At 64.2% G+C, this 20,412-nt stretch carries 24 protein-coding genes and 2 tRNA genes; 1 reads left to right on the forward strand and 25 read right to left on the reverse strand.

All coding sequences use genetic code 11. The features are described from left to right. Nucleotides 1–7: 7 nt before the first annotated feature. The 17 genes from M2390_RS14510 to M2390_RS14590 all read right to left on the reverse strand — a co-directional run bounded on the left by M2390_RS14510 (nt 8) and on the right by M2390_RS14590 (nt 16,088). Nucleotides 8–880, reverse strand: a complete 873-nt coding sequence (locus tag M2390_RS14510; RefSeq protein WP_259179759.1) for a hypothetical protein — start codon at nt 878–880, stop codon at nt 8–10. Then, the gene (locus tag M2390_RS14515) at nt 877–1,926 is read right to left on the reverse strand and encodes a hypothetical protein (protein WP_259179762.1); all 1,050 of its coding nucleotides are present in this window, start codon (nt 1,924–1,926) and stop codon (nt 877–879) included. Before M2390_RS14515 ends, M2390_RS14510 begins: the two co-directional genes overlap by 4 nt. 67 nt (nt 1,927–1,993) lie before the next feature. Continuing rightward, nucleotides 1,994–2,998 (reverse strand): hypothetical protein, encoded by a 1,005-nt coding sequence (locus M2390_RS14520; RefSeq protein ID WP_259179764.1) that lies wholly within the window; start codon nt 2,996–2,998, stop codon nt 1,994–1,996. A 428-nt stretch (nt 2,999–3,426) separates the two neighbouring features. Next, entirely contained in the window at nt 3,427–6,936 is a 3,510-nt protein-coding gene (locus M2390_RS14525) for a tape measure protein (protein ID WP_259179766.1), read from the reverse strand. Further along, complete coding sequence (locus M2390_RS14530; protein WP_259179768.1) at nt 6,929–7,258, reverse strand: hypothetical protein; 330 nt, start codon at nt 7,256–7,258, stop codon at nt 6,929–6,931. The genes M2390_RS14525 and M2390_RS14530 overlap by 8 nt, the downstream gene beginning before the upstream one ends. A gap of 92 nt (nt 7,259–7,350) precedes the next feature. Next, on the reverse strand, nt 7,351–7,908 hold the full coding sequence (locus M2390_RS14535) for a hypothetical protein (protein WP_259179771.1): 558 nt from the start codon (nt 7,906–7,908) through the stop codon (nt 7,351–7,353). A gap of 88 nt (nt 7,909–7,996) precedes the next feature. Then, nucleotides 7,997–8,509: a hypothetical protein gene (locus M2390_RS14540; RefSeq protein WP_259179773.1), complete on the reverse strand. Its 513-nt coding sequence runs from the start codon at nt 8,507–8,509 to the stop codon at nt 7,997–7,999. Nucleotides 8,510–8,578: 69 nt separating this feature from the next. Beyond that, nucleotides 8,579–9,007, reverse strand: a complete 429-nt coding sequence (locus M2390_RS14545) for a hypothetical protein (RefSeq protein WP_259179775.1) — start codon at nt 9,005–9,007, stop codon at nt 8,579–8,581. Continuing rightward, nucleotides 9,004–9,393, reverse strand: coding sequence for a hypothetical protein (locus M2390_RS14550; RefSeq protein ID WP_259179777.1), 390 nt, complete (start codon nt 9,391–9,393; stop codon nt 9,004–9,006). Before M2390_RS14550 ends, M2390_RS14545 begins: the two co-directional genes overlap by 4 nt. Beyond that, nucleotides 9,390–9,761: a DUF6093 family protein gene (locus tag M2390_RS14555; RefSeq protein ID WP_259179779.1), complete on the reverse strand. Its 372-nt coding sequence runs from the start codon at nt 9,759–9,761 to the stop codon at nt 9,390–9,392. The genes M2390_RS14550 and M2390_RS14555 overlap by 4 nt, the downstream gene beginning before the upstream one ends. Before the next feature lie 7 nt (nt 9,762–9,768). Then, nucleotides 9,769–10,212 carry a hypothetical protein gene (locus tag M2390_RS14560; protein WP_259179780.1) on the reverse strand — a complete coding sequence of 148 codons (444 nt, stop codon included), beginning with the start codon at nt 10,210–10,212 and terminating at the stop codon, nt 9,769–9,771. After that, nucleotides 10,212–11,171 carry a P22 phage major capsid protein family protein gene (locus M2390_RS14565; protein WP_259179782.1) on the reverse strand — a complete coding sequence of 320 codons (960 nt, stop codon included), beginning with the start codon at nt 11,169–11,171 and terminating at the stop codon, nt 10,212–10,214. Before M2390_RS14565 ends, M2390_RS14560 begins: the two co-directional genes overlap by 1 nt. Before the next feature lie 63 nt (nt 11,172–11,234). Then, nucleotides 11,235–11,735, reverse strand: coding sequence for a hypothetical protein (locus tag M2390_RS14570; protein WP_259179783.1), 501 nt, complete (start codon nt 11,733–11,735; stop codon nt 11,235–11,237). 50 nt (nt 11,736–11,785) lie between these two features. Beyond that, nucleotides 11,786–12,562 carry a hypothetical protein gene (locus tag M2390_RS14575; RefSeq protein WP_259179784.1) on the reverse strand — a complete coding sequence of 259 codons (777 nt, stop codon included), beginning with the start codon at nt 12,560–12,562 and terminating at the stop codon, nt 11,786–11,788. Further along, on the reverse strand, nt 12,555–13,922 hold the full coding sequence (locus M2390_RS14580; RefSeq protein WP_259179785.1) for a phage portal protein: 1,368 nt from the start codon (nt 13,920–13,922) through the stop codon (nt 12,555–12,557). The genes M2390_RS14575 and M2390_RS14580 overlap by 8 nt, the downstream gene beginning before the upstream one ends. Before the next feature lie 8 nt (nt 13,923–13,930). Further along, nucleotides 13,931–15,694 carry a terminase gene (locus M2390_RS14585; RefSeq protein WP_259179786.1) on the reverse strand — a complete coding sequence of 588 codons (1,764 nt, stop codon included), beginning with the start codon at nt 15,692–15,694 and terminating at the stop codon, nt 13,931–13,933. Between the two features lie 13 nt (nt 15,695–15,707). Beyond that, a complete protein-coding gene (locus M2390_RS14590) occupies nt 15,708–16,088 on the reverse strand; it encodes a hypothetical protein (RefSeq protein ID WP_259179788.1) in 381 nt (126 codons plus the stop codon). 781 nt (nt 16,089–16,869) lie between these two features. On the opposite strand from M2390_RS14590, the gene M2390_RS14595 reads away from it, so the two are divergent. After that, a complete protein-coding gene (locus M2390_RS14595) occupies nt 16,870–17,052 on the forward strand; it encodes a hypothetical protein (RefSeq protein WP_259179790.1) in 183 nt (60 codons plus the stop codon). Here the strand turns inward: M2390_RS14595 and M2390_RS14600 are convergent. The 8 genes from M2390_RS14600 to M2390_RS14635 form a co-directional block, all read right to left on the reverse strand. After that, the gene (locus tag M2390_RS14600; RefSeq protein ID WP_259179792.1) at nt 17,036–17,248 is read right to left on the reverse strand and encodes a hypothetical protein; all 213 of its coding nucleotides are present in this window, start codon (nt 17,246–17,248) and stop codon (nt 17,036–17,038) included. The two genes, M2390_RS14595 and M2390_RS14600, sit on opposite strands and share 17 nt — an antisense overlap. Nucleotides 17,249–17,263: 15 nt before the next feature. Continuing rightward, nucleotides 17,264–17,632: a hypothetical protein gene (locus M2390_RS14605; protein ID WP_259179794.1), complete on the reverse strand. Its 369-nt coding sequence runs from the start codon at nt 17,630–17,632 to the stop codon at nt 17,264–17,266. Between the two features lie 102 nt (nt 17,633–17,734). After that, a complete protein-coding gene (locus M2390_RS14610) occupies nt 17,735–17,995 on the reverse strand; it encodes a hypothetical protein (protein ID WP_259179795.1) in 261 nt (86 codons plus the stop codon). 217 nt (nt 17,996–18,212) lie between these two features. Then, a tRNA-Leu gene (locus tag M2390_RS14615) sits at nt 18,213–18,295 on the reverse strand. Between the two features lie 82 nt (nt 18,296–18,377). Next, a tRNA-Asn gene (locus tag M2390_RS14620) sits at nt 18,378–18,450 on the reverse strand. A 508-nt stretch (nt 18,451–18,958) separates the two neighbouring features. After that, nucleotides 18,959–19,159, reverse strand: coding sequence for a hypothetical protein (locus tag M2390_RS14625; RefSeq protein WP_259179796.1), 201 nt, complete (start codon nt 19,157–19,159; stop codon nt 18,959–18,961). Next, a complete protein-coding gene (locus tag M2390_RS14630) occupies nt 19,156–19,839 on the reverse strand; it encodes a hypothetical protein (protein WP_259179798.1) in 684 nt (227 codons plus the stop codon). Before M2390_RS14630 ends, M2390_RS14625 begins: the two co-directional genes overlap by 4 nt. Next, the gene (locus M2390_RS14635) at nt 19,836–20,078 is read right to left on the reverse strand and encodes a hypothetical protein (RefSeq protein WP_259179799.1); all 243 of its coding nucleotides are present in this window, start codon (nt 20,076–20,078) and stop codon (nt 19,836–19,838) included. Before M2390_RS14635 ends, M2390_RS14630 begins: the two co-directional genes overlap by 4 nt. Nucleotides 20,079–20,412 lie beyond the last annotated feature (334 nt).

The raw sequence follows: 20,412 nt of genomic DNA on the forward strand, positions 1-20,412 counted from the left end.
AGCCTTCCTATCTGGACCCGGAGAACCGCATCGCGCCCGATAGTGGGGTGTGAGGGACGCCGGAGAATTTGTTGAATCCGTTGGTGGAGCGCACGGTCACGCCAAGCGCGGTGCCGGCCTGTAGCGCTTCGGGGAAACCGGGGGGCAGGGGCACCCAACCGGATGCGCTGCCCAGCGCGGTGTATGCGGACCCGGCAGGCGCACCGCCAGGCTGGGAAGGGTGCGGATGCAACCCCAGCGAGACGGTGCCCTGCAGAGCTTGTGCGGGGAGGTAAATCTCGGCCGAGGTCAGGGAGGCTCCGGCGAGGGCGTTGCGCAGCGCGGCACCGTAAAACCACGCGCCGACGTTGTTCGTGGACGCCCACGGGTCCGTGCTGTTCCAGGACGGGCCGCTGGTCCACCAGTTGCCCGAGGCTCCGGCTTGCACCAGCATCCCGGCGAACTGGACCGGCCCGCCCCCGCCGCCGGTGGGCGGGGGCTCCGGGGTGGGTGCGCCGGCGATCTTGCCTTGAATGATCCCGGTTGCCCAGTTGATCTCGACATCGTCGCCCACGGCCGGCGTATAGCCGACACGGACACCGAGCAGGTAATCCACCCCGTCTACGGTCACGGTGGCCTTGGGGGTTTGGGCGGCCTTGATCTTCCCGACAGGGTTGAGCGGGACAGCGGGGCCGACCACGAGGAGCTGCCCGTCCTGGACAAGCACCTGCACGGTCATGCCCACCGCGGGCGGGTAAAACCCGGAACAGCGCGCTGGGACAGTGTTGGTCCCGATCGTGACCAGCGCGAGCGCGCCAGACATCCGCACGAAAGTCGCCGTGTAGCTCTGCACCTGCGGGATCGTGGCCGCGATCTGGGCGAGGACCTGAGCGGTACTCATGCCAGCACCATGCGCACTTCCAGAACCAGCGTCATCAGGGCAGAATCGGACAGCTCGTAGGCGATGACGCGGCCGCGGACGGTGCGGTCTACGCCCTGAACTTCGACGTAGTCGTTGTTTTCCACGAGCGGGTGCGTGATGCACTGCACCTGCACCTTGTACGTCTGGGAACCGATCGATTCTTCGAGCACGGATCTGGCGGCTTTGTCGGCCGATTCCTGATCTGTGACCAGGTCGGACGCATGGTAGCGGGTGGACAGGCCAAAGTCGCCGCTCACTGACAGGGGCCCGGCATCGACGCGTGCGATCGAGTAGACCGGGCGGCGATCCTCACCGACCTCGTATAGCCCGACGACTTCGTTGTAAACGTTGTCGATGTCGATATCAGATTCCAGGTCGGTGATGGTTCCATCCGGCCCGGTTTTGAGGATCAGGATCGGGTCGCGCGGGAGCGCGTTGGGCAAGATGGTGAGCTGCCCGGCCGGGTTGATCGCTGCACGTCCGCCGAGCAGGGATGCGATCTGTTGGACCGCGTCCAGTCGTCCGCCCTGCTTGGCTTCCCACACCGTGTTTTTCGGGATTGCCGTGTCTGGGACATTACGGGTCACCGGCAGGCCGGTGATCCGCGCGAGTTCGTCCCATGCGCCGGTGCCTGCGGGGGTGGGGAAGTAGAAACCGGACCGTTGGATGTTGCGCTCCAGTCCGTCCCACACGATCGGAACGACCGAGGAGGTGACACGGTTGGCGCGCAGCACCGGGTCGATGGTGTCCCGGGCACCGGGGGTTTTCATGACCCGCCCCCAGCCGAGCAGCACGGTTTCGGAGAACGCGCCGGCGGTCACCTTCATTTTCAGGATCAGCCGGGCCCGATACGGGGAAAGGATCCCGTCGGCACCCTTCGGCGCGAATGGCTCCCCATCGGGCGGGATATAGACGCAGGTCGCGGTGCCGGAGGTTTTGATGTCTGCGCCGAGGTCGCCCTTGAATGCCCAGGCGGTCAGCGGCAGATTTTCCAGCACCGTGTTGGTCCCGTGGACCACGTCCACGAGTAGTTCTCGGGAGAATGACCCCCCGAGGAGCACATCGTTGAGAGCTTCTGTGCCAGGTCTCATGTCACCTCACAAGGTCGTATCGGGTGTTGACTGCCAGGTAGGTGGCGTTGTCCGCGTTGAGCGCGGCATAGGTGGCGTAGTAGGCGTTCAGGTGCGCATAGGTCAGCAGCGGGATGAACAGTCCCGGAGCGGGCGGGGCCGCCTCGGTGCCCTTCATCGAGTGGGCGATCTTCGTGCCGGTGCCTTTGGTGTAGTCGAATGAGGACTCGACGATGTCGGGCACGACAGCGAAGAACGGCCGCGGCAGTCGGACCCGGTCGTTGGCCCCGACGCGGAAGCAGAGCACTGGGGTGGTTTCTGCTCCTTCGTCTCCAAGGAGTGCCGCGACACGGTCCGCTGCTTCCAGCGTTTCGGTCATGACATCGAGTGACACGTCCGTCACGCCCCGCCGTCCAGAGGAGACCACGACGCCCACTCGGCGACCGATTGGGTGGTGCACTTCGGCATCCATAGGACGGGAGACTCCTGAAACTGCGGATCCTCGGAAGGACACCGCTACAGCGCCGGCGGGATTGAGCGGGTTGTGCACCCAGGTTTCTTCCACGTCCAGCTGGGTTTCGGAAAGACCTACCAGGCCGAGCGATTCCCCGCTGGCGGTGAATGGCTCCACCCGGTACGTGATGGGCACACCGAACGGCGCTTCGTAATCGACGCGGGCGAGCGCATCACTTGCGGACGCGCGGACCGCGCCGCGCACCTCGGTGGTGCGGCCGGCCGCGGTGCGCCAGATTGTGACCTTCGACGTGGACGGCGGCAAGTCTCGCGCGACGATCTCCACATACGGACAAGGCGTACCGTCGGGCACCGGTTTGAGGTCGATTTCCGGGGTGACCCGGAAGCTTGCCGATCTCCCCGGAGCCCCGACCCAGCCCACAGCTTCACCTGGGCCGGGCGATACGTCACCATCCAGGTATCCGAAGTCCCACTGGTACGAGCCTTCGTAGATAACAGGAGCCGAAATCGTGACTTCCGCGCCAGCCTTCTTGGATGGGAAATCTTCCACCACTCTCGCGTGTGTCGAGAATGCACCCGGCGCAAGAGTGAAGGTGACCCATCTCCGTTGCCCAGACCACGCAGGCACGGAGCCGATAGCGCCCGAGGTCCCCCGAACGCTTACGTCAGATCCCGAAGCGTCGGACCACACTGCTGGGGCACCGACCACTTCTGTCTCTGAACGCAACACGATGTAAGAAATCGTGTAGGTCTTACCAGGCACCATGCCCGGATGCGCGAGCTCGATCGAGACCGAGCCCGCACTGCCCTGGACCGACGACCATCGCGCCATGAGGACGTACCCGCGAGTGGCCCAATTGGCAGCCACGAACTGCAAAGCAGCCGCATTGCCCGGCGACCCCGCCCACACATCGAACGGAGCTATCGTGCCCCCAGGGATAGTCCCGGGGTTAGGGAAATAGTTCATGGTTATGGCCAAGATCAGCTCCTAAATCCGAGGCCCGCGTTACGGGCCGTCTCGTTGTCTCGTCGGGTGATTTGGGAATCGATCATCAACTCGATCGGGCGGCCATCGATCGTCGCCGACAACACCGCACCCGCGAGAGACACCTCGGGGTTGACGATGATCTGCGGCGCGACCGTCGGGGCCAACGCGGTGGCGTACTGCAGCTGACTCGCCGGCACAACAGGCATGCCGAGCCGGTCAAGTGCTTCCATTGCGAAGGCGGCGTTTCGCTGTTCCTCGCCAGGTTTCCCTGACACGAACAGCTCCCAGGGGACGTTCTCCTCGGCGAACTTGTAGATCGGGCGGCCGCCACCGTAGAACCCGCTGGGGAACCCGCCGTTCTCGAACGCCTGGACCTTGCGGCCAGAGTACGAATACAGCCCACCGTTTTCGTTCGGCACAGGGCCGCGGCTGACGCCATACCCCGCGTTGATCTGCACGGTGCGTTGCTGGGTCAGCTGGGCCAGCCAGTTCGACACTGCGTCCACACCCTTGGATGCATCGATTTTCGCCTCGCGCTTTTTCTCTGCAAGACCCTTGAGTTCACGCTCCACCTGGGGGACGTTGTTTGTGGAAACCTCGATCTTCCCGTTCGGAAGGTGAGTGACCGTGAACCCGAGAAGGCGCAGAGTGTCAAGCACCGCTGCCGAGTTTGGATCATCGATCTCGATGGTCTTGTTCGGGACCTTGAGAACTGCATCGGTAACTCTCAGCGCCGCAATTTCTGTAGCGCTATAGGTTCCGTTGTCGTTCAGCATCGTGGTGACAATGGTCGGAATCTCGCCGTACTTTTGGATCAGGGCGTTAATCTGCTCCTCCGTCAGTCCCGACTGACGCATCGTCGCTTTCAACGACTCGACGTGCTGATTCCCTACAGAGTTCGCCGACTCCATCGCTTGCGCATAATCGCCGGTCGCCGCTGCAGTGTCATATGCCTGGAGCATCGCGCCGAGCATGTCGTTGCTTGCAGACTCGATCATTCGCCCAAGCTGAATGGCAGAGGACGATGAGGTGTCGAGCGCGCCGGCGGCATCGATGAACGTGTTGTAAAGCTTCTGCCCGTTCTCGTCAGTCTGTGCAAGGAAGTCCCGCAGGCTGTTGTTCGTCTGCGCGAGATCCAGCTCCGCCTGTGCCGCAGTCTTGGCACCACCTGAAAGCTCGTTCAGCGCCGATTTGAGTGCGGACACACGCTTTTCGAGATCCTGCGTGCTGTCTCGCGCCACGGCCAACGCGTCGTTGAACCGCTGGTTGGATCGAGTCGTCTCATCCTGCTGGTTCGCCAGAGCTCGCTGTGCCTCCCGATACTTCTCGGCTACACGCTGGGCTTCATCGAACGCCGCTCGCTGCTGCTCAACGAACCCGACCATGACCTTCTGCGAATTCAGGGCACCGCCGACCGCCTCATCGATCTGGTCGATGTTGATGCGGTAGCCGAGGGCCTTGGCCCCGGCCCCCTGTAGTGCCTTGGAGACCTCATCGGAGGAATCGGAGAACCCGACCATGCGCCCGATGACGGTGTCCACGCTTACGCCAAGCTGGTCTGCAACCTTTGCGGCAGCCGCGGTCTTTCCGGCGTTTTCAACCGCCGCCCGGCCGCTCTCCAACATGTGGTCCCGGAACAGTTTCTGCCCCTCAGCTCCACCAACAGAGGCATCCACTAGCTCCTTGACGGACACGCTGGCCTTGCTCATTCGCTCGCCGAGTTCCTCGGTCGCGATCGCCGTGCGCACCGATTCTTTGGTTCCCTCGGTAGCGGCACCAGACACCTGGTTGAGCGTTTCGCGCAGATCCTGTGTGCGCTTGTTGTGGGCGGCGACCTTCTCCGCAGCCTCCGCGTTAGCTGCAGCAAAAAGCGCCACCGCGCCGGCCGCCGCCGTGAGAATCAGGCCAATCGGGTTTGCGAAAAATGCAGTCTTGATCGCTCCGCCGATCGCGGTGATCGGGGCCACCCCAGCCCGGGCCATAGCGCCCAAGGTTGAGACCGACCCGCCCATGGCATCTGCGACGCCGCGGGACGCTCTGAACGACTCCATCACGTTGCCGAAGACGCTTCCCACTGCGCTCAGCGGGCCTTCCAGACCGGAGATAGCTGAGCGTGCACCAAAGAACGCGAGCCCGGCCGCAACAACGGGGGCCGGGATCGCGGCAAACGCATTTGCCAGCGGGGCAACAACCGCCGCGGTCGCCTCCATCAAACCGATCGCGATCGGCAGGACCGAGTTCAAGCTCTGGGAGAACGTCGCCGCCAGTTGTGTGGCCACCGGGATCAGAGGCTTGAATGCCTGCAGAATATCGCCGCCGGCCGCGCGGACCTCCGGGGATGCCGCCGCCAGGCCGATTAGTGCACCGGCGACCGGGTTGATCGCCGGGAGGAAGTTCTTGAGCACGGGGATGCCCTGCACACCCATCGACACGATCGCGCCGGCCACAGCGCCCAAAGCGGGTGCATGTGCACCGAGCGAGGACAGTTCGGAATCCAGGCGGGTGGCGGAGAATCCATTGATCGAAACCTTCGCGTTGGCGAACCCCTTGTCGATTGCGGTGATCGCCGGGACCAGGCGGCCCATAAGGACCGGCACTACGCCCAGCGTTGCCCGCTCTACTCCGCGCAGCACGTCGGCAACATCGTTGCCCCAGCGGACAGCAAGCCCGCCGCCGTTCTTCGAGATGAACGGCTCCGCCATAGCCGAACCGATGTCACGGGTAGCGGCCTTGATGCGGTCGGCCGCACCAGTCCACTGGGCCTTGATCTTGTCGGTGGTTCCGGCAAACGTGGTGCCCATCCCCTCGACCAGGGCATCGAACGCTTTGAGCGCGTCCTTGCCCTTGAGCGGGTTGCCGAACAGGGTCTGGCGGAATTCCATCTCTGACTGGCCGAACGCCTTCGACATGAGGGCGGCCGCGTTGATACCACGGTCGGCCAGCTGGTTCAGGTCCTCTTGGCCGAAACTTGCACCAGAGCGGATCTTCGCGAGGATCGTGACCACCTCGGTGATCTGCTGGTTGGATCCGCCGATACCGGCGACGGCGTTCTGCACGGCGTCCAAGGTCGGGATCACCTTTTTCGCCTCGACACCAAAACCGATGAGCTGCTGCTGCGCCTGGATGAACACGGCCTTAGAGAACGGCGAGTTCTTCGCGAACGCGTCCAGCTTGTCCATCTGCGCGTTGGCCTTTTCGGCCCCGCCCATGAGTGTGGACAGAGCCTGCCGGGCGTTCTGCTGCAGCGAGTTGTACGCGGCACCGGTGGCGAACACCTTCGCGCCGAGTGCGACCGCTCCGACACCGGCCACAACGGCCTGCGCGGAGAGGTTCTTGATGACTGCGGCCGCCGCCTCACCAGCCTTGCTCATGGCGCTCTGCTTGCCGCCTGCCTTGTCGCTGGCGTCGCCGAGCTTGTCGGTGGCCGCGGTGGCCCGCTCCATATTGGCGAGATAGCGGGCGACCTCGGCATCGAGTGTTACCTTGACTTGACGATCAGCCATGAGCCCCCCTTACAGGTGGTGTTTTCGCGGGCGGTTGCCACTTCTCCACAGGGAAGATCAGGCCGCGCAGGTCGGCGTGCTCGCCGTTTTCCTTCTGGTATTTCTCGATCCGGACTTGCCGGGCGTGCTCGGCCCAGTCACGTACCGGTTCGCCAGCGATGAAACGCAGCGGCGAGGGCACGTTGGGATCCGCAGAGGGGTCCATCGCCTCAGTGAGCAGCTGCCCGTGTGGGCCGATGTTGCGCTCGTACCGGGCATAGGCCAGGAGCAGGCCGCGTTCCTGGTCGGTGAATTCCGGCTCGGCGCGGGTGATGGTGCGCACGAGACGGTCGCCGTCATATTCGTGCGTGGTGATGGTGCGGGGTTCCCAGCCGTTCAGCCGCCGCAGAGATACCCCGAGCCGGAGGGCGAGGTCTAGTTGCTCTCGGAGGCGGCGGCTACCTCCAACGCTTTTCCCAGTTCGGCCTCGAGGATCTGCGGACGCACCACGTTCACGCCGTAGGCGGTGTTGCGGATGCGGGCGAGGTCGTAACCGCTGGCCTTGGCAATGAACTTGATCCACTGGCCGGGCTCGATGGGATACAGGGTTTCCCCGTCCACGATCTCAGCATCGGTGCCTGCGGCTTCGAGGCAAACACGGTCAAAGTCGAACCCGTGCACGGCCAGGTCCATTTCGCTGTCGGCCTGCGGAGGGTACTTCGAGGTTAGGGTCAGCCAGTCGTTTCCGGGCATCTGGTAGATGCGGATGGTGTGCATGCTGCCCGCGCCCTTGGCCAGGAGCGCTTCAAGCTCGGCACGGAGAGGGGCGGCGGGATCCGCGGCGGCGAGGCGCTGCTCCGTCTCAGTCTTGGCGCGGTCGATCGCGGCCTCAAGCTCGCCGATCTTCTTCCCGATATGACGGGACAAGCACACGGTCACGTCCTCGTAATCGCGGTCTACCGGCTCGTCAAGCTCGTCAAAAAATGTGGTCACTGGGATTTCCTTCCGCTGCACACCGGGGTATGAGAAAACCCCCGGGCGGCATGCCGGTGAACATGCCGCCCGAGGGAGGTGGAGAAGGTTAGGCCCCGGCGACCAGCGGCACGGGCACGCCGATCTCCGACAGGATCGAAACCTTCTGCAGGATGGTGAACTTGCCCTGGCCGTCGCGGGGGCCTCGACGCTGCTTGCCGAGCTGCACCTTGATCGGCAGAACCTCCTGCTTGGCGGCCTCCTGAGTGCTGTTCGGGATGCCAGCGCGCTCCACGATGTAGCCGGTCAGGCCCTCCTTGAGGACCTGCGCGGCCGAGTCCGGGTCCTCGGACTGCACGTACTTGAGCTCGAGTGCAGCCTCGGAAGTGCCCAGGGACTCGAGCTTCTGCTTGCCGGTGAGGCGCTCGTCCTTGAGGATTTCCTGGTCCTCGGTGAGGTTGTAGCCGTCGGGCAGGAAGCTGTAGGTGATGCGGGTCCACCCGGCGGCCTCGGTCACCTTGGGCTTGGTCGGATCGGCCAGCGCCGCGAGCAGCGCCCAGTACAGGGTGAGGTTGCCGGTCTGGTCTACCGCGGGCGGGTATTCCTCGATGATGTCGGGCATAGTGGCCCCCTTCTGCCCGTTTTCGGGCATAGAAAAAGCCCCACCCGTTTGGGTGAGGCTGAGAGATGGTTAGGCCGGGTCCGAGGTGAACCCGACCGTGGCGGTGTGAACGTGCACGGGCGGCACCACGGTGGTGTCTACGCGCACCGGGACCGGTGACTCGTAGCGGATGCGCCCCGGCCGCTCCCCGGGGACGGTGAGGTGGATGCCGAGGCCGCGGTTGACGAGCTGGTTTTTGACCTGCTCGGCTGCCCACTTCGCCTGGTCCGTGGTGGTCCCGGCTGAGTGGATGGTCCAGGACGGGTTTTGCCGCAGCCGGGGCCCGGCCAGCCGGTCGGTATCGTCGGTGCCGTCGGCCGGCTGCACCACCACGTACGGCGGCGGCACGGTCACGGCCCCGGCGGGGTCCCGCGGCACCTGAGTCGGAAACACTTTCCCCTTGAGTGCCGGGATAGCGGACAACACCGCAAGCAGCGCCTTGTCATGGGCACGGCTCACAGGTCCGGCTCCATAGCCTTTTCGAGACCCTTCACGAAGTCATCGACGTTCTCAACCAACGAGTTGGCCCCGTTGCTGGTGCCAGCGTTGTTGATACTGCCGAACTCGTCAAAGACCGCGAGTGGGCCCTGCGCGCTGCCCTTTTCCACGCCGATCTCGGCGGAGAGTTTCACCCCGCCGATGCCGATATGCCCTTTGAGCTCGTAGCTCACGGCCCGGGACAGGTGAGGCAGGTATTTGCCGCCGGCGAGTTTCCCCTTCCACGAGTCCTTGGTCTTGCGCGCGGTCACCTCAGTGGCCTGCCGCACCTTCTTCAACGACTTGTCCGGGATCTCACCGAGACTGGCGGAGAGGCTACGAACCTCGGATGAATCGATACCCATCACACCTTCTCCTCTACTCGGAACCGCCGGGTGGCGGCATAGGTTTTCTTCGCCGGCCCCAACACCCTGTAGATGGTGCCGGGCAGGTCCGGGTCGAAACCGGCGGTGAGGATCCGCACGATCATGTCCGTACGCACCCCCACCGCCTTCACGGGCAGTTTCAGGAGCGTGCCCTGGTCGGCTTCCACCTGACCACCGGCAACCACGCGGGCGGTACCGCCCGCGTTCATCACCTGGCATGCGCCCTCATACACCGGTGTGGAGATCACCAGCGGGTATTCGCCGGTGGCCTCGTCCAGGACGGTGCTGTGAGTTTCGAACCCGATCACGCATGTGTCGTGCATCCCGGCTTCGGCCTCACGCTGCGCCATGAGCAGGTCAATACCCGCGGCCGTCATACAGCGTCACCGGCCTTCCACCCTCGACCGGCACCCGGTAGGAGTCGGATCTGGTTTCGGTGCGAGTGAACTGGATCGACCCGAGCCCGCCCGAGGAACCCTTGCGGTACTTCCGCAAGGCCCGCAGTTCAGACTCGGAGAAAATCTCCCCAGATTCCCAGCGGCGGGTCACGTCCTCGATGGTCACCGAGGTCTTCCCGTCAGGGTTGACCATGACCCGCGCCGCGACCATCAACACGATCGTGGACACATCACCGGGAACATTGGCGATGGTCCAGTCGTCTCGGCGGGCCTCGGCGCGAGCGTAGTCGGAGATGGACCCGAGGACGATCCCCGCCCGCTTTTCCTCGGTGGAGTCCGGTTCGAACTCGACCGCAAGCCAGCCGGCGAGGGTGGCTAGATCAACGAGCGGGGACCCGGCCATTAGGAGCCGGCCCCGGTGGGCTTCGGGGTGAAGGTCACCTTGACCGCGCGGATGAACTCCATCTCCACCTCGCCGTTCTTGATGGACACGGTGCCGTCGGCCTTGAGCTTCGGGTCAGTGACCGCGGTGCCGCCGGTGAACACCGAGAGGATCGAGCGGTCGGCCAGGGTGGATGCGTCGTAGTCGAACAGCTGGCGGACGGTCAGCCCGCCCTCTACCGCGATTGCCGAGGACTTCGCGCCCTGCGGTGCGGCCGGGGCGACGTAGGCCAGAGCCAGCGCGGACGAGTGTACGAAGTACGAATCGGCCGGCGCAAGCGCGTTGGACTCCACGATGGTGAAGCCAGCGAGCTTGCCAACGACACCATCGCGGACGGCCTCGGCCAGCCCGGAAGTGTCCACGTCAAGCAGCTTGCCGTAGCCGGCGATCGCGGCCGACACGTCGGCACCGACGATCCAGTAGCGGCCGGCGGCCGGCACCTCGGACTGGTTGAGCAGCTTGCGAGCCTCGATAGCGACCTTGCGGGGGTCGTCGGTGGCCTCGGCGTACTTTGCGGTGTGGACATAGGTTGCGTTCTTGAGGATGCCAGCGATGGAGTCCTCGAAGTCGCGGGCCAGCGCTCCGGCCTGGGGGGCGGTGACCTCCTGGGCGTAGTTCTCCACGTCCAGGGTTGCCTCCTCGTCGGAGAGCGAGACGCCCGAGTACGGGTACTTGTCGAGCTTCACCTGGATACGCGAGGTGGTGAGGTCGTCCATGACGATCGCGTTGCGGCTGCGGAACCCGGCGTCGCGGGCCTTGAGGATCGCGGGTCGCTTGATGTTGACGACGTCGCCCTTGGCCCCCTTGAAGTCCGCGATGCCGTAGCGGCTCGGGAACAGGGTGGGCAGGATGATCTGACGCTGCAGGATCTCGAGCGCGACGGGCGCGACCTTGTCTGCCTTCTGGAAGATGTGTGCCAAAGTGGCCTCCTTGTTAAATGCGAAAGCCGCCCACGTTTGTGGACGGCTGAGGGTTTGGTGTTGCTATGACAGGCGGATGCCTGCGGCGATATCGCGCGGGGACTTCTCCGGCTCGGCGGACGGCGTGGTGCCGCCCTTCGGACCGGTGCGGGTGACCCGTGCGGGGGCCGCGGGCTTGCGCTCGAACTGAGCAATCAGTGCGTCGGCATCCGCGATTAGTTCCTCCTCGGTGGTGCCGCGAAGGCGCAGCGCGAGGTCCTTGGGGATGCCGAGCTGCAGCGCGACACTCAGCTGCAGGTTTTCGAGCTGCAGGGCGGGGTCCGGCGCGGCCGGGGTCGGCTTCTTCGCGTCGGCGAGCTCCTGCTTGAGCTTCTTCTCCTCGGCTCGAAGGCGGTTGATCGTCTGCCGCGCACGCGCGGGGTCGAACTCGCCGTCGAAGTCTCCGCCGGTCTGCTCTGCATCCTCGGCGTTGGGAGTTTCGGTCTCGTCGGTCGCTTCCGGGGTTTCCACGTTCTCGGGCTCCTGGCCGTCGGCGGTCTCGGTTGCGGTGGTTTCCTGCGTCATGTAGCCCTCCTGTGGCTCTCATGTACCTCGGCACTTTGCCGGGGAAGTCTTTAGGCGATCTCCGAGTAGAGGTCGAAGAATCGTTTGGTGATCTGCTGCTCGGTGCCGCCGAATGACGCTGCACGCTTCCACAGGTCGGCGTAGGTTTCGGCCTGCCGGTGTGCGCCGTCTGGCCACGAGTCGGCCGAGAAGTACGGCACGACCGTGCACCGGCAGTGCGCGTGATAGCTGGCTCCTCGGGCGCGCGGGTTCAGCGCTCTATTCCGGGTTCCGGCCGCGGTGCCAGCAGACTGCATCGACAGGTACGATTTCTGAGTCATCAGGGCGCAGAAATCGCACGGCTTGGCCGAGGCGATACGCACATAGCTGAGTGCCTTCGGGTCCGTGTCCGCGGTGATCTCGATGGTGTCGCGAGACCCGGCTAGCGCCAGTTTGGTGGCCGCGCCGGCGGTGTTCGCGAAGATTGCCGGGGCGAGCTCCGAGATGCGCCGGCCGATCGCCATTCCATGCTTCGCGGCATACGGGCCGTTCAGTGCCAGCGCGGCTTCCAGCGCGCCCCGGTCAAGATCCGGGGTAGCGATATTCACCGGACCCTTCACCCCGACCTCGCGGCGCAGATCCAGGTACATGGTCGCGCCGAGCTCGGCCGCGGCCCTGTGATGAGTGGTGGTGGCCGCGATGACCGCCGCCGCCCACCCCGGGGCGGAGGTGTCGATGCCCTTGAAATTCAGGGCACCGAACACCTCCACCAGATCGAGCACGAGCCGGTCGGCCAGCTTGATCTGCTCGCGTCGAAGGTCCGCGGCCAGCGCGGTGACGCTAGGCATCCTCGCGGGTCCCCTTGAGCAGCTGCAGGAGCGGATCCGACTGGGCCAGTTCCTTCCACTTTGCTGTCGTCTCCGGCCCAATGTCGGGCAGCATCTCCCAGAGCGCTTCCTTCGGGATCTGCAGCGACTCGGCCGACAGCTTCTGCACGGCGTCGGCGACCTGAGCGAGCGACCGGATAGACGCGTCGCGCCATTCCGCCGTGCCGCCGTAGTCCTCCCACGCCCCCTCGATCCCGGCGAGCAGACCGTTGAGCCGGTTCTGCTGGGCGATCGACTCACCAAAGCTGGTGGTGTAGTCGTGGATCTTGCGCAGCATGGATGACTCGTCGGCGGCCTGCGCCTCGGCACCGCTCGCGGTGTTGGCCTGCGCACCGACGATTGACTTCGATGGGATCTGTGAGATCGTCGCGAGCTCCTGCTTGGACGCCTTGCCCGCCTCGATGTACCCGAGCAGGTCGGTACCGTCGAGAGTGCCGAATTTCGTGTCCGGGTTCGAACTGGTGAGGATTCGATCGTGCGAGAGTTGCACCTTGGTGCGACGCTGTTCCTCGTCGCTTTCGGGTTCCTCTACGCCGGTGGCGTATCGGACCTTCCAAGACCCGTAGGTTTGTGCGAGCAGCAGGTCAAACTTGGCCTGATCCACAGCCATTTGAACGGGGATCAGCGCCTCGACTTCGCCGCGCACGTTGCCCTCGGAGTCCATTTCGCCGTGATATCGAACCACGGGAACCAGACCGCCGGGGGTGTTGTGGGCGCGAGACTCGAAATGTTTGGGTTCGCTTCCCTCATGCCCCATGGAGTACGTGTGGAAGTGGGTCGAGTCAATGACCGTGAAGAACCATTCCTTGTCGTTCTTCTTCTCGCTGTACGCGGCAACCGTGGGCCATTCGTCGGCCTCGGGATCCTCGTACAGGGCGATCATGTTCTTCCCGGAGAACACCTTGATGTCTACCTGCCCGAACGCGTCGAGCGTGGTTACGGTGTACGAGAGACCGCCGATAAGGGCGGGCTCCCAGATCCGGTTCTGCCGGCCCACCATGCGGTTACGCACCCAGATTTTCCACAGGTCGTCACGGCTGACGCCTTCGCCGGGAATGTAGTTCGTGACTTGGAATGCCTGGCGCAACACCCTGATGACAGCGCCGATAAGCGGCACCTTGGCCTTTTCCATGAGAGCGTTGAACTCAGGCATGTTCTCGTCCGGCTTGTAGGGCGGCTCATGCCGGCCTCGGGCCCAATCTTCGAACTTGGTCTGGCGCTCGCGCTCGGTTTTCCAAGCTGGGATGAGGACCTCTTCAACCAGAGATTGCATGTGCGCAGGAGGCTTGTACTCCTCGGGCGCGGTGATTTCGTCCACCATGTGGCTCCTTACCAAACACGGCCCTTGCGTCGAGCCGTTGTGTTGAGCACCTGACGGCGCATAATTCGAGCACCGACCGCGCACACCGCGAGGTCGATCTTCCGGGGCGACTCCGGGCCGTCCTTCGACAGCGAGACACCAAACCGGGTGGGGAACCGGCGTGCGTTCTTCACATGCCGGGCAAGCTCTGCAGAGCCGTCGTGGATCAGGTCGCCGTTTTCCACGTCCTCCACGAACGCCTCAGCACCAGGCACGAAAATCGCACCCTTGCCCTTGGACGACGTGTTGGACATGTCCCACGCGATCGAGTGACCGTCACGGCCGGGCTGCGCCCAGAGGGTGAGCTTGTGATGGAAGTCCCGATGCCACTCATCGATAAGTGGCTGCCAGAACCGGTCGAGGGTGCCGTCCTCCTTGGTGTGGGAGGGGTCAGCCCAAAACCCGACGACGCGGTACTGCTTCATCAGGGCCCGGATCCGCAGGTTCACCGCAGCCCGGTCCACGACCCATTCGCCGCGACGCTTCATCGGCGGGGCCTGCCACAGACCGAGCGGCACCACGAGCCCGTCAGAGACCCGGCAGCCGACCAGCGCGGTCGCGTCATCGGATTTCGAGCCGTCGAAGAACATCACGATCTCGTCGCGGTCCTGCAGGCTGAGCTCCGGCCGAGACTGCGCGTCCCAATCCATCGGGGACACCCACGATTCCTCGTTCGCGGTGATCTGGTTGTACCAGAACCGGCGCGAGCGGGACGGCGGGTTACGGGGGTCGAGAATCGATTCACGGATCCGGTCCAGATCCAGCCAAATCGAGTCGCCGCGGACGCCGCGCACGACTTCCTCGGCGTCCTCCGCGGTCAGCGGGGCGTCAGGTGGAGCTTCCAGCGAGTCGTACATCATGCCCGACAGCTGCGACCGCTTAACACCCTCCTTGTCCTCAAGCGAAGACTCGTAGGCGATGCGGGTTCGCTCGGCCGCCGAGTCTTCACCAGGGTTGTAGGCGTTGGTGATGTGCAGCAGCCGGGACGCGCCACCGTTGGATTTGGTGGCGTTACGCTCGAACATGTCGAGCATGGCCAGGCCGTTGTTCGCAGCTTTGAAGTGATGGGTTTCATTCAGCAGGGTAAGGGTCGCCCGGCCACCCTCAAGCGGTGCGGGGTTCGACGTGACAGCTTCCAAGAACCGCTCTGACCCACGTGCATAAATCTGTTCCTTGCCGATCTGGATGCCGTACTCGGCGCGGGTCTCCGCCGGGATCAGCGAGGGGAACAACCTCATGGTGTTCTTCGTCTGAGCCTGCGTGACCGCAGCTATCTGGACATGGGCTGCAGGTTCGTCCACCACGAGCAGCTGGCCACCATCGAAACCACCGAAACGGCACGGGCCCACCAGCTCGGTGATACACAGGGCGGCGGCGAACGGATCCTTGCCCCACCCCTTGAGACGCTGGATCACCCCCTCACGGTCGAACACGAACGTGCCCGACTCGTCCACGGCGTACCACCACAGCCACAGGCGAGCCTGCTCGGCGGTGAACATCCACGGCTTGCCGTCGTGCTTGAGCTTCTGCCCCGTCCACACCAGCGACGCCCACCCGAGCGAATGCTCAGGAAGCTCGAACCGACCAGCATCATCAGTCGCCCAGGACGGGCCGATACGCGTCGGCGGGTACGCCAGATTCTCCGGCTCATACGGCCGTGCGGTCAGCGCCCGATAGTAGGCCAGGATCTCCGCAGAGTCGTCATGCTTCGTGGTTGCGCGCAAACGAGCCACACAACCACCTCCATCACACCGCCCACACAGACGGGCCAGAATCCGCAGCCGGGGCAGCAGCCGCGCCGGCGGTATCAAGATCGAGGGACTTCAGCAAACGGTTGAACTCGGCACGATGCTGCCGCACCTCACCCAGCAGCGGGTTGGCCACGTCCTGACCCATCGAACCCTTCGACATCAACGGGGCATACTGCAGCTCGGCATCGAGACGGTCGATGATGTCCTGCTCACGGCACGCAGCCTCGAGGATCAACAGCTCATGCACAGCCAGGTCATAGGCGTCAGTGACATCGGCCCACAGCCGCGTCGCGCTCGGGTGGTCAAACTGCGGCGAGCCCGTCGGCAGCGTCCGCACCGGGCTCGGCCCACGTGAAGCAGATGAAGCAGACTTCACTGCTTCAAGCCGCGGGGCCGCCTGCTTCGACTCCGAGCCACGACCAGCCGACTTAGCCGACCGCTCCCGGTTCGCCTTCACACACGGGCCACACGGCGTTTCCTTCTTACGCTTGTGCCGTTGATACGCGGCATACGTGCCACACGGCTGAACCTCACGAGGCATAAAACACCAGCCTTCCCGGCTCGATCGTCCCGTCCCTCCACCTGAAAAAATGGGCCATTTCTACTTCAAATTTGCATACGCTAGCCCCGACGGTCCGTTGTCAAGGGGCAAGGGGGCTCCCCCCGCCTCTTTTTTGGGTGGGTTGGGTTGGTTGGAGTCCGGGGTGGGGTTCGGGGGTTCGTTTGCGTGCGGTGATGTAGCGTGCGTGTTGTTCGCGTTTCGCTTGCGCGTTTGTTTCGGTCTTGTGGCATGGGGCGCAGATCCATTGGAGCTTGTCGAGTCTGTGGTCTGTGCGTGAGCCTAGATGGTGGCATTCGGTACCAGGGTTGAGGCAGCGGACACCTTTGCGGTCGCGTACTTCGCACTGTCCACCTGCACGCGCCTTGACCTGCAGGCGTAGGCTCTGCCAGTTCTTGGGTAGGTGTTGGCGTCGGTCGCTGCTATACCATCCAGTCATGAGCGTGTGGCCTCCTGACGGGTGGTGTGTGGCGTGATGGGGTGCCGGGTAGGCGGAGAGGTTGCGGGTGCTGGTGCGCGGCGCACACGGACGCTACGGCTATGTGTGACCCGCTATTGGGTGCGCCTCGGCTTCCCGGGTGCGGGTAGGGTGTCGGGTATGGAACGTGAACGCGAGCTTGATCACAAGCCGTCTGGACGCACAGCACTCGTGGTGCTGGTCACCGAACCCGACCCGGTATCCCGCATGCCCAAGTCCCGGGCTATCTCCGGGGTATGGGCCGACACCGGATCGCCCGTGGACCTGGCCGACCTACCCGGGTTCACTATCGGGTGGGATTAGCCTCAGCCTCGGCGCGAGCCAGGGCAGCCTGGTAGTCAGCTTCCTGCTCGGTCTCGGTTAGCCCGAGGTCGGATGCAAGCTCGGCGCGGCTCTCAATCTTGCGTTGATGCTCGACAAGGCTGCGGGCGGCACCGACGGTCTGTCCTTGGTAGTGGGCCGTCAGTAGTTCGCGGGCGGCTGCACTCAGTTCGGTCATGATGTTCTCCTCGGCCTACTCAGGGATTTCGCGGCGCTCGCCGCAGGACACGCAGCGCAGGTACTGGTACAGGAAAGGCTTGGCCTTGGTCATGGCTTGGTTTTCCTCAGTGACGACATCCCAGTTGTGGGGATGATCCGCGGCGGGCCGCTGGGGCGCTGGCTCCCGACCGAGCAGGTAGAGGACAGCCTGACCGATTGCATCGAGGTCACTCACCAGTGTGGGCTCTTTTGTGCGGTCCAGCGCGTGCATGACGCGGGCGGTCAGTTCTTCCCGCAAGGTGGGCGGCGTCGGACGGGCGGCCACGGTCTCGGTTCCGAGGCGCTCGATAGCTGCGGCGGCCCGGGCGTCGATTCGATCAAGGATGTGCTGTGGGGTGGTCATCGTTTGGCTCCTCTCAGCCATTCGCGGTTGCGGCGGTCCTGTACCCGGTCAGCCTCGCCACACTCAGCAGCAGCCAACGGTGACGGGTACTCGGCAGAACACTCAGGACAGGGGTGCATGGTTGTGGTCCCATCCGTTCAGGTCCTCGGCGGTGAGGAGGCGTTCCTGGGGCCAGTCGATCTCGATGCTGCGGCTAACCAGCTCGCCCTCGATCCAGCGCAGTCGCTCTTTCAGCTCCCGGGCCTCGGCGCGTGCTTCCAGCCATTCACGTCCCAGGCGGCTATGGCGCGGCCCGATGTACCCCCAGAGCCCCACAGTCATGGTTGCGGAGTAGCAGACTAGGAAGGCTAGCAGCGGGTCCATGTCGTGGGGCTCCTTAAACGAGAAAAGCCCCACCGGTGAAGGTGAGGCTAGGTGGATGCTTCTGAATAGGTGCCAAGCTGCGTGTTTTTCATGAGCGGATCACGCTGACTTAGTCGGGGTGCTCATCCCGCCCGATACCTGGTCTTCTGCGAGGCTGGCCAGCTATGCCGCCAGGGTGGTCTTGCTCTTGGCTACCAATGTGCGGCATCTCGCATTGTGCCCGGCCCGGGATTCGAACCCGGACGCCCCGAAGGGCAGCGCCTTTTGAGGGCGCACTGTCTACCGTTCCAGCAGCAGGGCGTGTGTACGATCCCCGGGCATAGTGGCCACTACGCTTGCGGGGTTTGTATGACTCATGGTGCCGGCGTCGTACCGCCAGCCGCTCCCGAGGTTGGATTCGAACCAACGCGGACTTGATTAACAGTCAAGGGCTCTACCAACTGAGCTACCCGGGAATGCGCGTGTTTACCGTGCCGCCGCACGTGTGCATGGCATCCGGCGTCCCGGTGGCGCGTGATCGCACCTGACATGCATTCAATGCCCCGTATGCGTCTGCGGGGCCACCAGCACTTATGAGGCTCGACAACGCTGGAGATCATGACCGTGATCCAGGAGTTGACGAAGCTTTTACGAGTTGCTATTTCGATCTACAACATTTCTGACAGTGAGGGCTGTCAGTCCCCGCACTCTGCCAGGAGTGCGAGCTTTTGGGGCGCGGCCGTCGGGGAAAGGTCAACCCGGCGGCCGCGCACGCTCGATACATGTGAGGAGACACGGGGTGAGCTACCCCAGCGCGGTCGGTGCTCTCGCTGCGCCACAGCTCAATGAAGGGTCATCAGGCCCCGGCACCTGTCTTAACGCAAAAAGGCCGCTCCGGTGAGGGAGCGGCCTTTCTGTGCAACTTTACTAAACGGGGGTTAGATCCAGTTATCGACTACGTCAAGTATAGCAGGGGTTGTGTTCTTATTGTTCCTTTTTTCGTGGGCGTCCGCGTTTTCGGCGCTTGGCGAGTTCGATGAGGTCTGGCAGCCAGATCAGGCCGGATTCGGTGACGCCGATCCGGTCGTCGCTGATCCAACGTCGGATGGTGATCGGTGACCGCCCCACGAAAATGTGGGCCTCCCCTCGCGGCACGTAAACGTGGTTTCTGGTGTCAGGGATCATCTACGCACCCCGTCATCGAACAGGGACCGGAACCGTTCGTACTCGTCGGAGGGCGGGGTCCAGTGGCAGCCGAGGCACTCGAACGCTGGATCTTCGCCGTGCTCGCCAACAGGAGTGCGCCTGATCGTCAGGAGCCCGCACCCGGGGCATCCTTCGCCCTTGACCACCGTGGGGCGTTCGTCGGGCATGTAGGTGTGCTTGGCGCGTTCCACGGTCCATGCGGTCGGATCGTCCGGGTTGGACAGCAGGTCTCGGCACAGGCCCAGGGTGTCGTCCTGGTTGCCGAGGTCACAGGCGGTGATGATCCATTCGGCCGCGCCGCGCAGCACGTCGGCTGAGCGTTCCGGTGTCGCGGTGGACGGTACCCCGTTCGAGTAGTACAAGTATTCCCGGGGGTCGCCGTAGTGTTTGGCCCATTTCACGAGTGCGGCCGCGATGGCGTCGCGGGCGTCGATCATGGACACGCTCATCGGGGCCTGCCCGTTGACCAGCAGCGGGCGGGACACAACCTGTTCGTTGTACACCTGCGCCCGGCGGGGGTCGATCAGGATCCCCAACTGTGCCACCAGGTCCGGTGCGCCGTCGAGGGCGGCTTTCACCCGGTCTACGCACCGCCAGCAGATGAGCAGCCCGTGCATGGCGTCCCGGGCGCACCCGCGGGCACACAGTCTCTCGCTCATCGGGCCCAGAACTTCCACCAGGGCCGCCGCACGGCAACATCCTGCAGCAGAGGGGTTTCATCAATCAAGACCACGGATGCCTGAGCGCCGCGGATGGTCTGCTCGGGATGCCCAGCCCATCGGTTGATTGAATCGGCGATCTCAGTTCGCTCGCGAGCCCGCCTCTCGTCCTCGCGAGCGTACATTTCCTGGGTGAACGCGATCTTTCGCCTTGCCTCAAGGACGAGTGCCTCACGCATGAGCGCATTCACCTGCAGCCTGGCGAGGTACGCGGCCGTAGCGATAGAAGCGAGCGCCTCGCTGGCACGAGCGAGCCCCGGGAACAGGTTCGTTCTCGGGGCTCGATATGCGCGGTACCGTCCGCGCTGTTTCATCTTCGGGAAGTGTTCCCGTGTTCGTGGTTTAGAACTCACAGTGTTACCTCCGTTCCGGGCGCACCCTGATCGGTACGCCCCTCGTCAAACTGGATCGTCACCACGTACGGTGCCGACTTCGATACCCTCGGCAGGCCAACCCGCATATGCGACTCCAAACCCGCCTCCGCCAAACTCCGCGTGAAAGTCTCCTCACCAA

Origin of the sequence: Mycetocola sp. BIGb0189 (assembly GCF_024810155.1) — a bacterium.
Taxonomy (GTDB): domain Bacteria; phylum Actinomycetota; class Actinomycetes; order Actinomycetales; family Microbacteriaceae; genus Mycetocola; species Mycetocola lacteus.

What these genes read in the sequence shown, in the direction of transcription:
- M2390_RS14600 (WP_259179792.1), bottom strand. Translation starts at nt 17,248, where the DNA reads ATGACCGAACTGAGTGCAGCCGCCCGCGAACTACTGACGGCCCACTAC.
- M2390_RS14635 (WP_259179799.1), bottom strand. Translation starts at nt 20,078, where the DNA reads ATGCGTGAGGCACTCGTCCTTGAGGCAAGGCGAAAGATCGCGTTCACC.
- M2390_RS14610 (WP_259179795.1), bottom strand. Translation starts at nt 17,995, where the DNA reads ATGGACCCGCTGCTAGCCTTCCTAGTCTGCTACTCCGCAACCATGACT.
- M2390_RS14630 (WP_259179798.1), bottom strand. Translation starts at nt 19,839, where the DNA reads ATGAGCGAGAGACTGTGTGCCCGCGGGTGCGCCCGGGACGCCATGCAC.
- M2390_RS14510 (WP_259179759.1), bottom strand. Translation starts at nt 880, where the DNA reads ATGAGTACCGCTCAGGTCCTCGCCCAGATCGCGGCCACGATCCCGCAG.
- M2390_RS14595 (WP_259179790.1), top strand. Translation starts at nt 16,870, where the DNA reads ATGGAACGTGAACGCGAGCTTGATCACAAGCCGTCTGGACGCACAGCA.
- M2390_RS14525 (WP_259179766.1), bottom strand. Translation starts at nt 6,936, where the DNA reads ATGGCTGATCGTCAAGTCAAGGTAACACTCGATGCCGAGGTCGCCCGC.
- M2390_RS14625 (WP_259179796.1), bottom strand. Translation starts at nt 19,159, where the DNA reads ATGATCCCTGACACCAGAAACCACGTTTACGTGCCGCGAGGGGAGGCC.
- M2390_RS14570 (WP_259179783.1), bottom strand. Translation starts at nt 11,735, where the DNA reads ATGACGCAGGAAACCACCGCAACCGAGACCGCCGACGGCCAGGAGCCC.
- M2390_RS14555 (WP_259179779.1), bottom strand. Translation starts at nt 9,761, where the DNA reads ATGGCGCAGCGTGAGGCCGAAGCCGGGATGCACGACACATGCGTGATC.
- M2390_RS14575 (WP_259179784.1), bottom strand. Translation starts at nt 12,562, where the DNA reads ATGCCTAGCGTCACCGCGCTGGCCGCGGACCTTCGACGCGAGCAGATC.
- M2390_RS14580 (WP_259179785.1), bottom strand. Translation starts at nt 13,922, where the DNA reads ATGGTGGACGAAATCACCGCGCCCGAGGAGTACAAGCCTCCTGCGCAC.
- M2390_RS14540 (WP_259179773.1), bottom strand. Translation starts at nt 8,509, where the DNA reads ATGCCCGACATCATCGAGGAATACCCGCCCGCGGTAGACCAGACCGGC.
- M2390_RS14605 (WP_259179794.1), bottom strand. Translation starts at nt 17,632, where the DNA reads ATGACCACCCCACAGCACATCCTTGATCGAATCGACGCCCGGGCCGCC.
- M2390_RS14560 (WP_259179780.1), bottom strand. Translation starts at nt 10,212, where the DNA reads ATGGCCGGGTCCCCGCTCGTTGATCTAGCCACCCTCGCCGGCTGGCTT.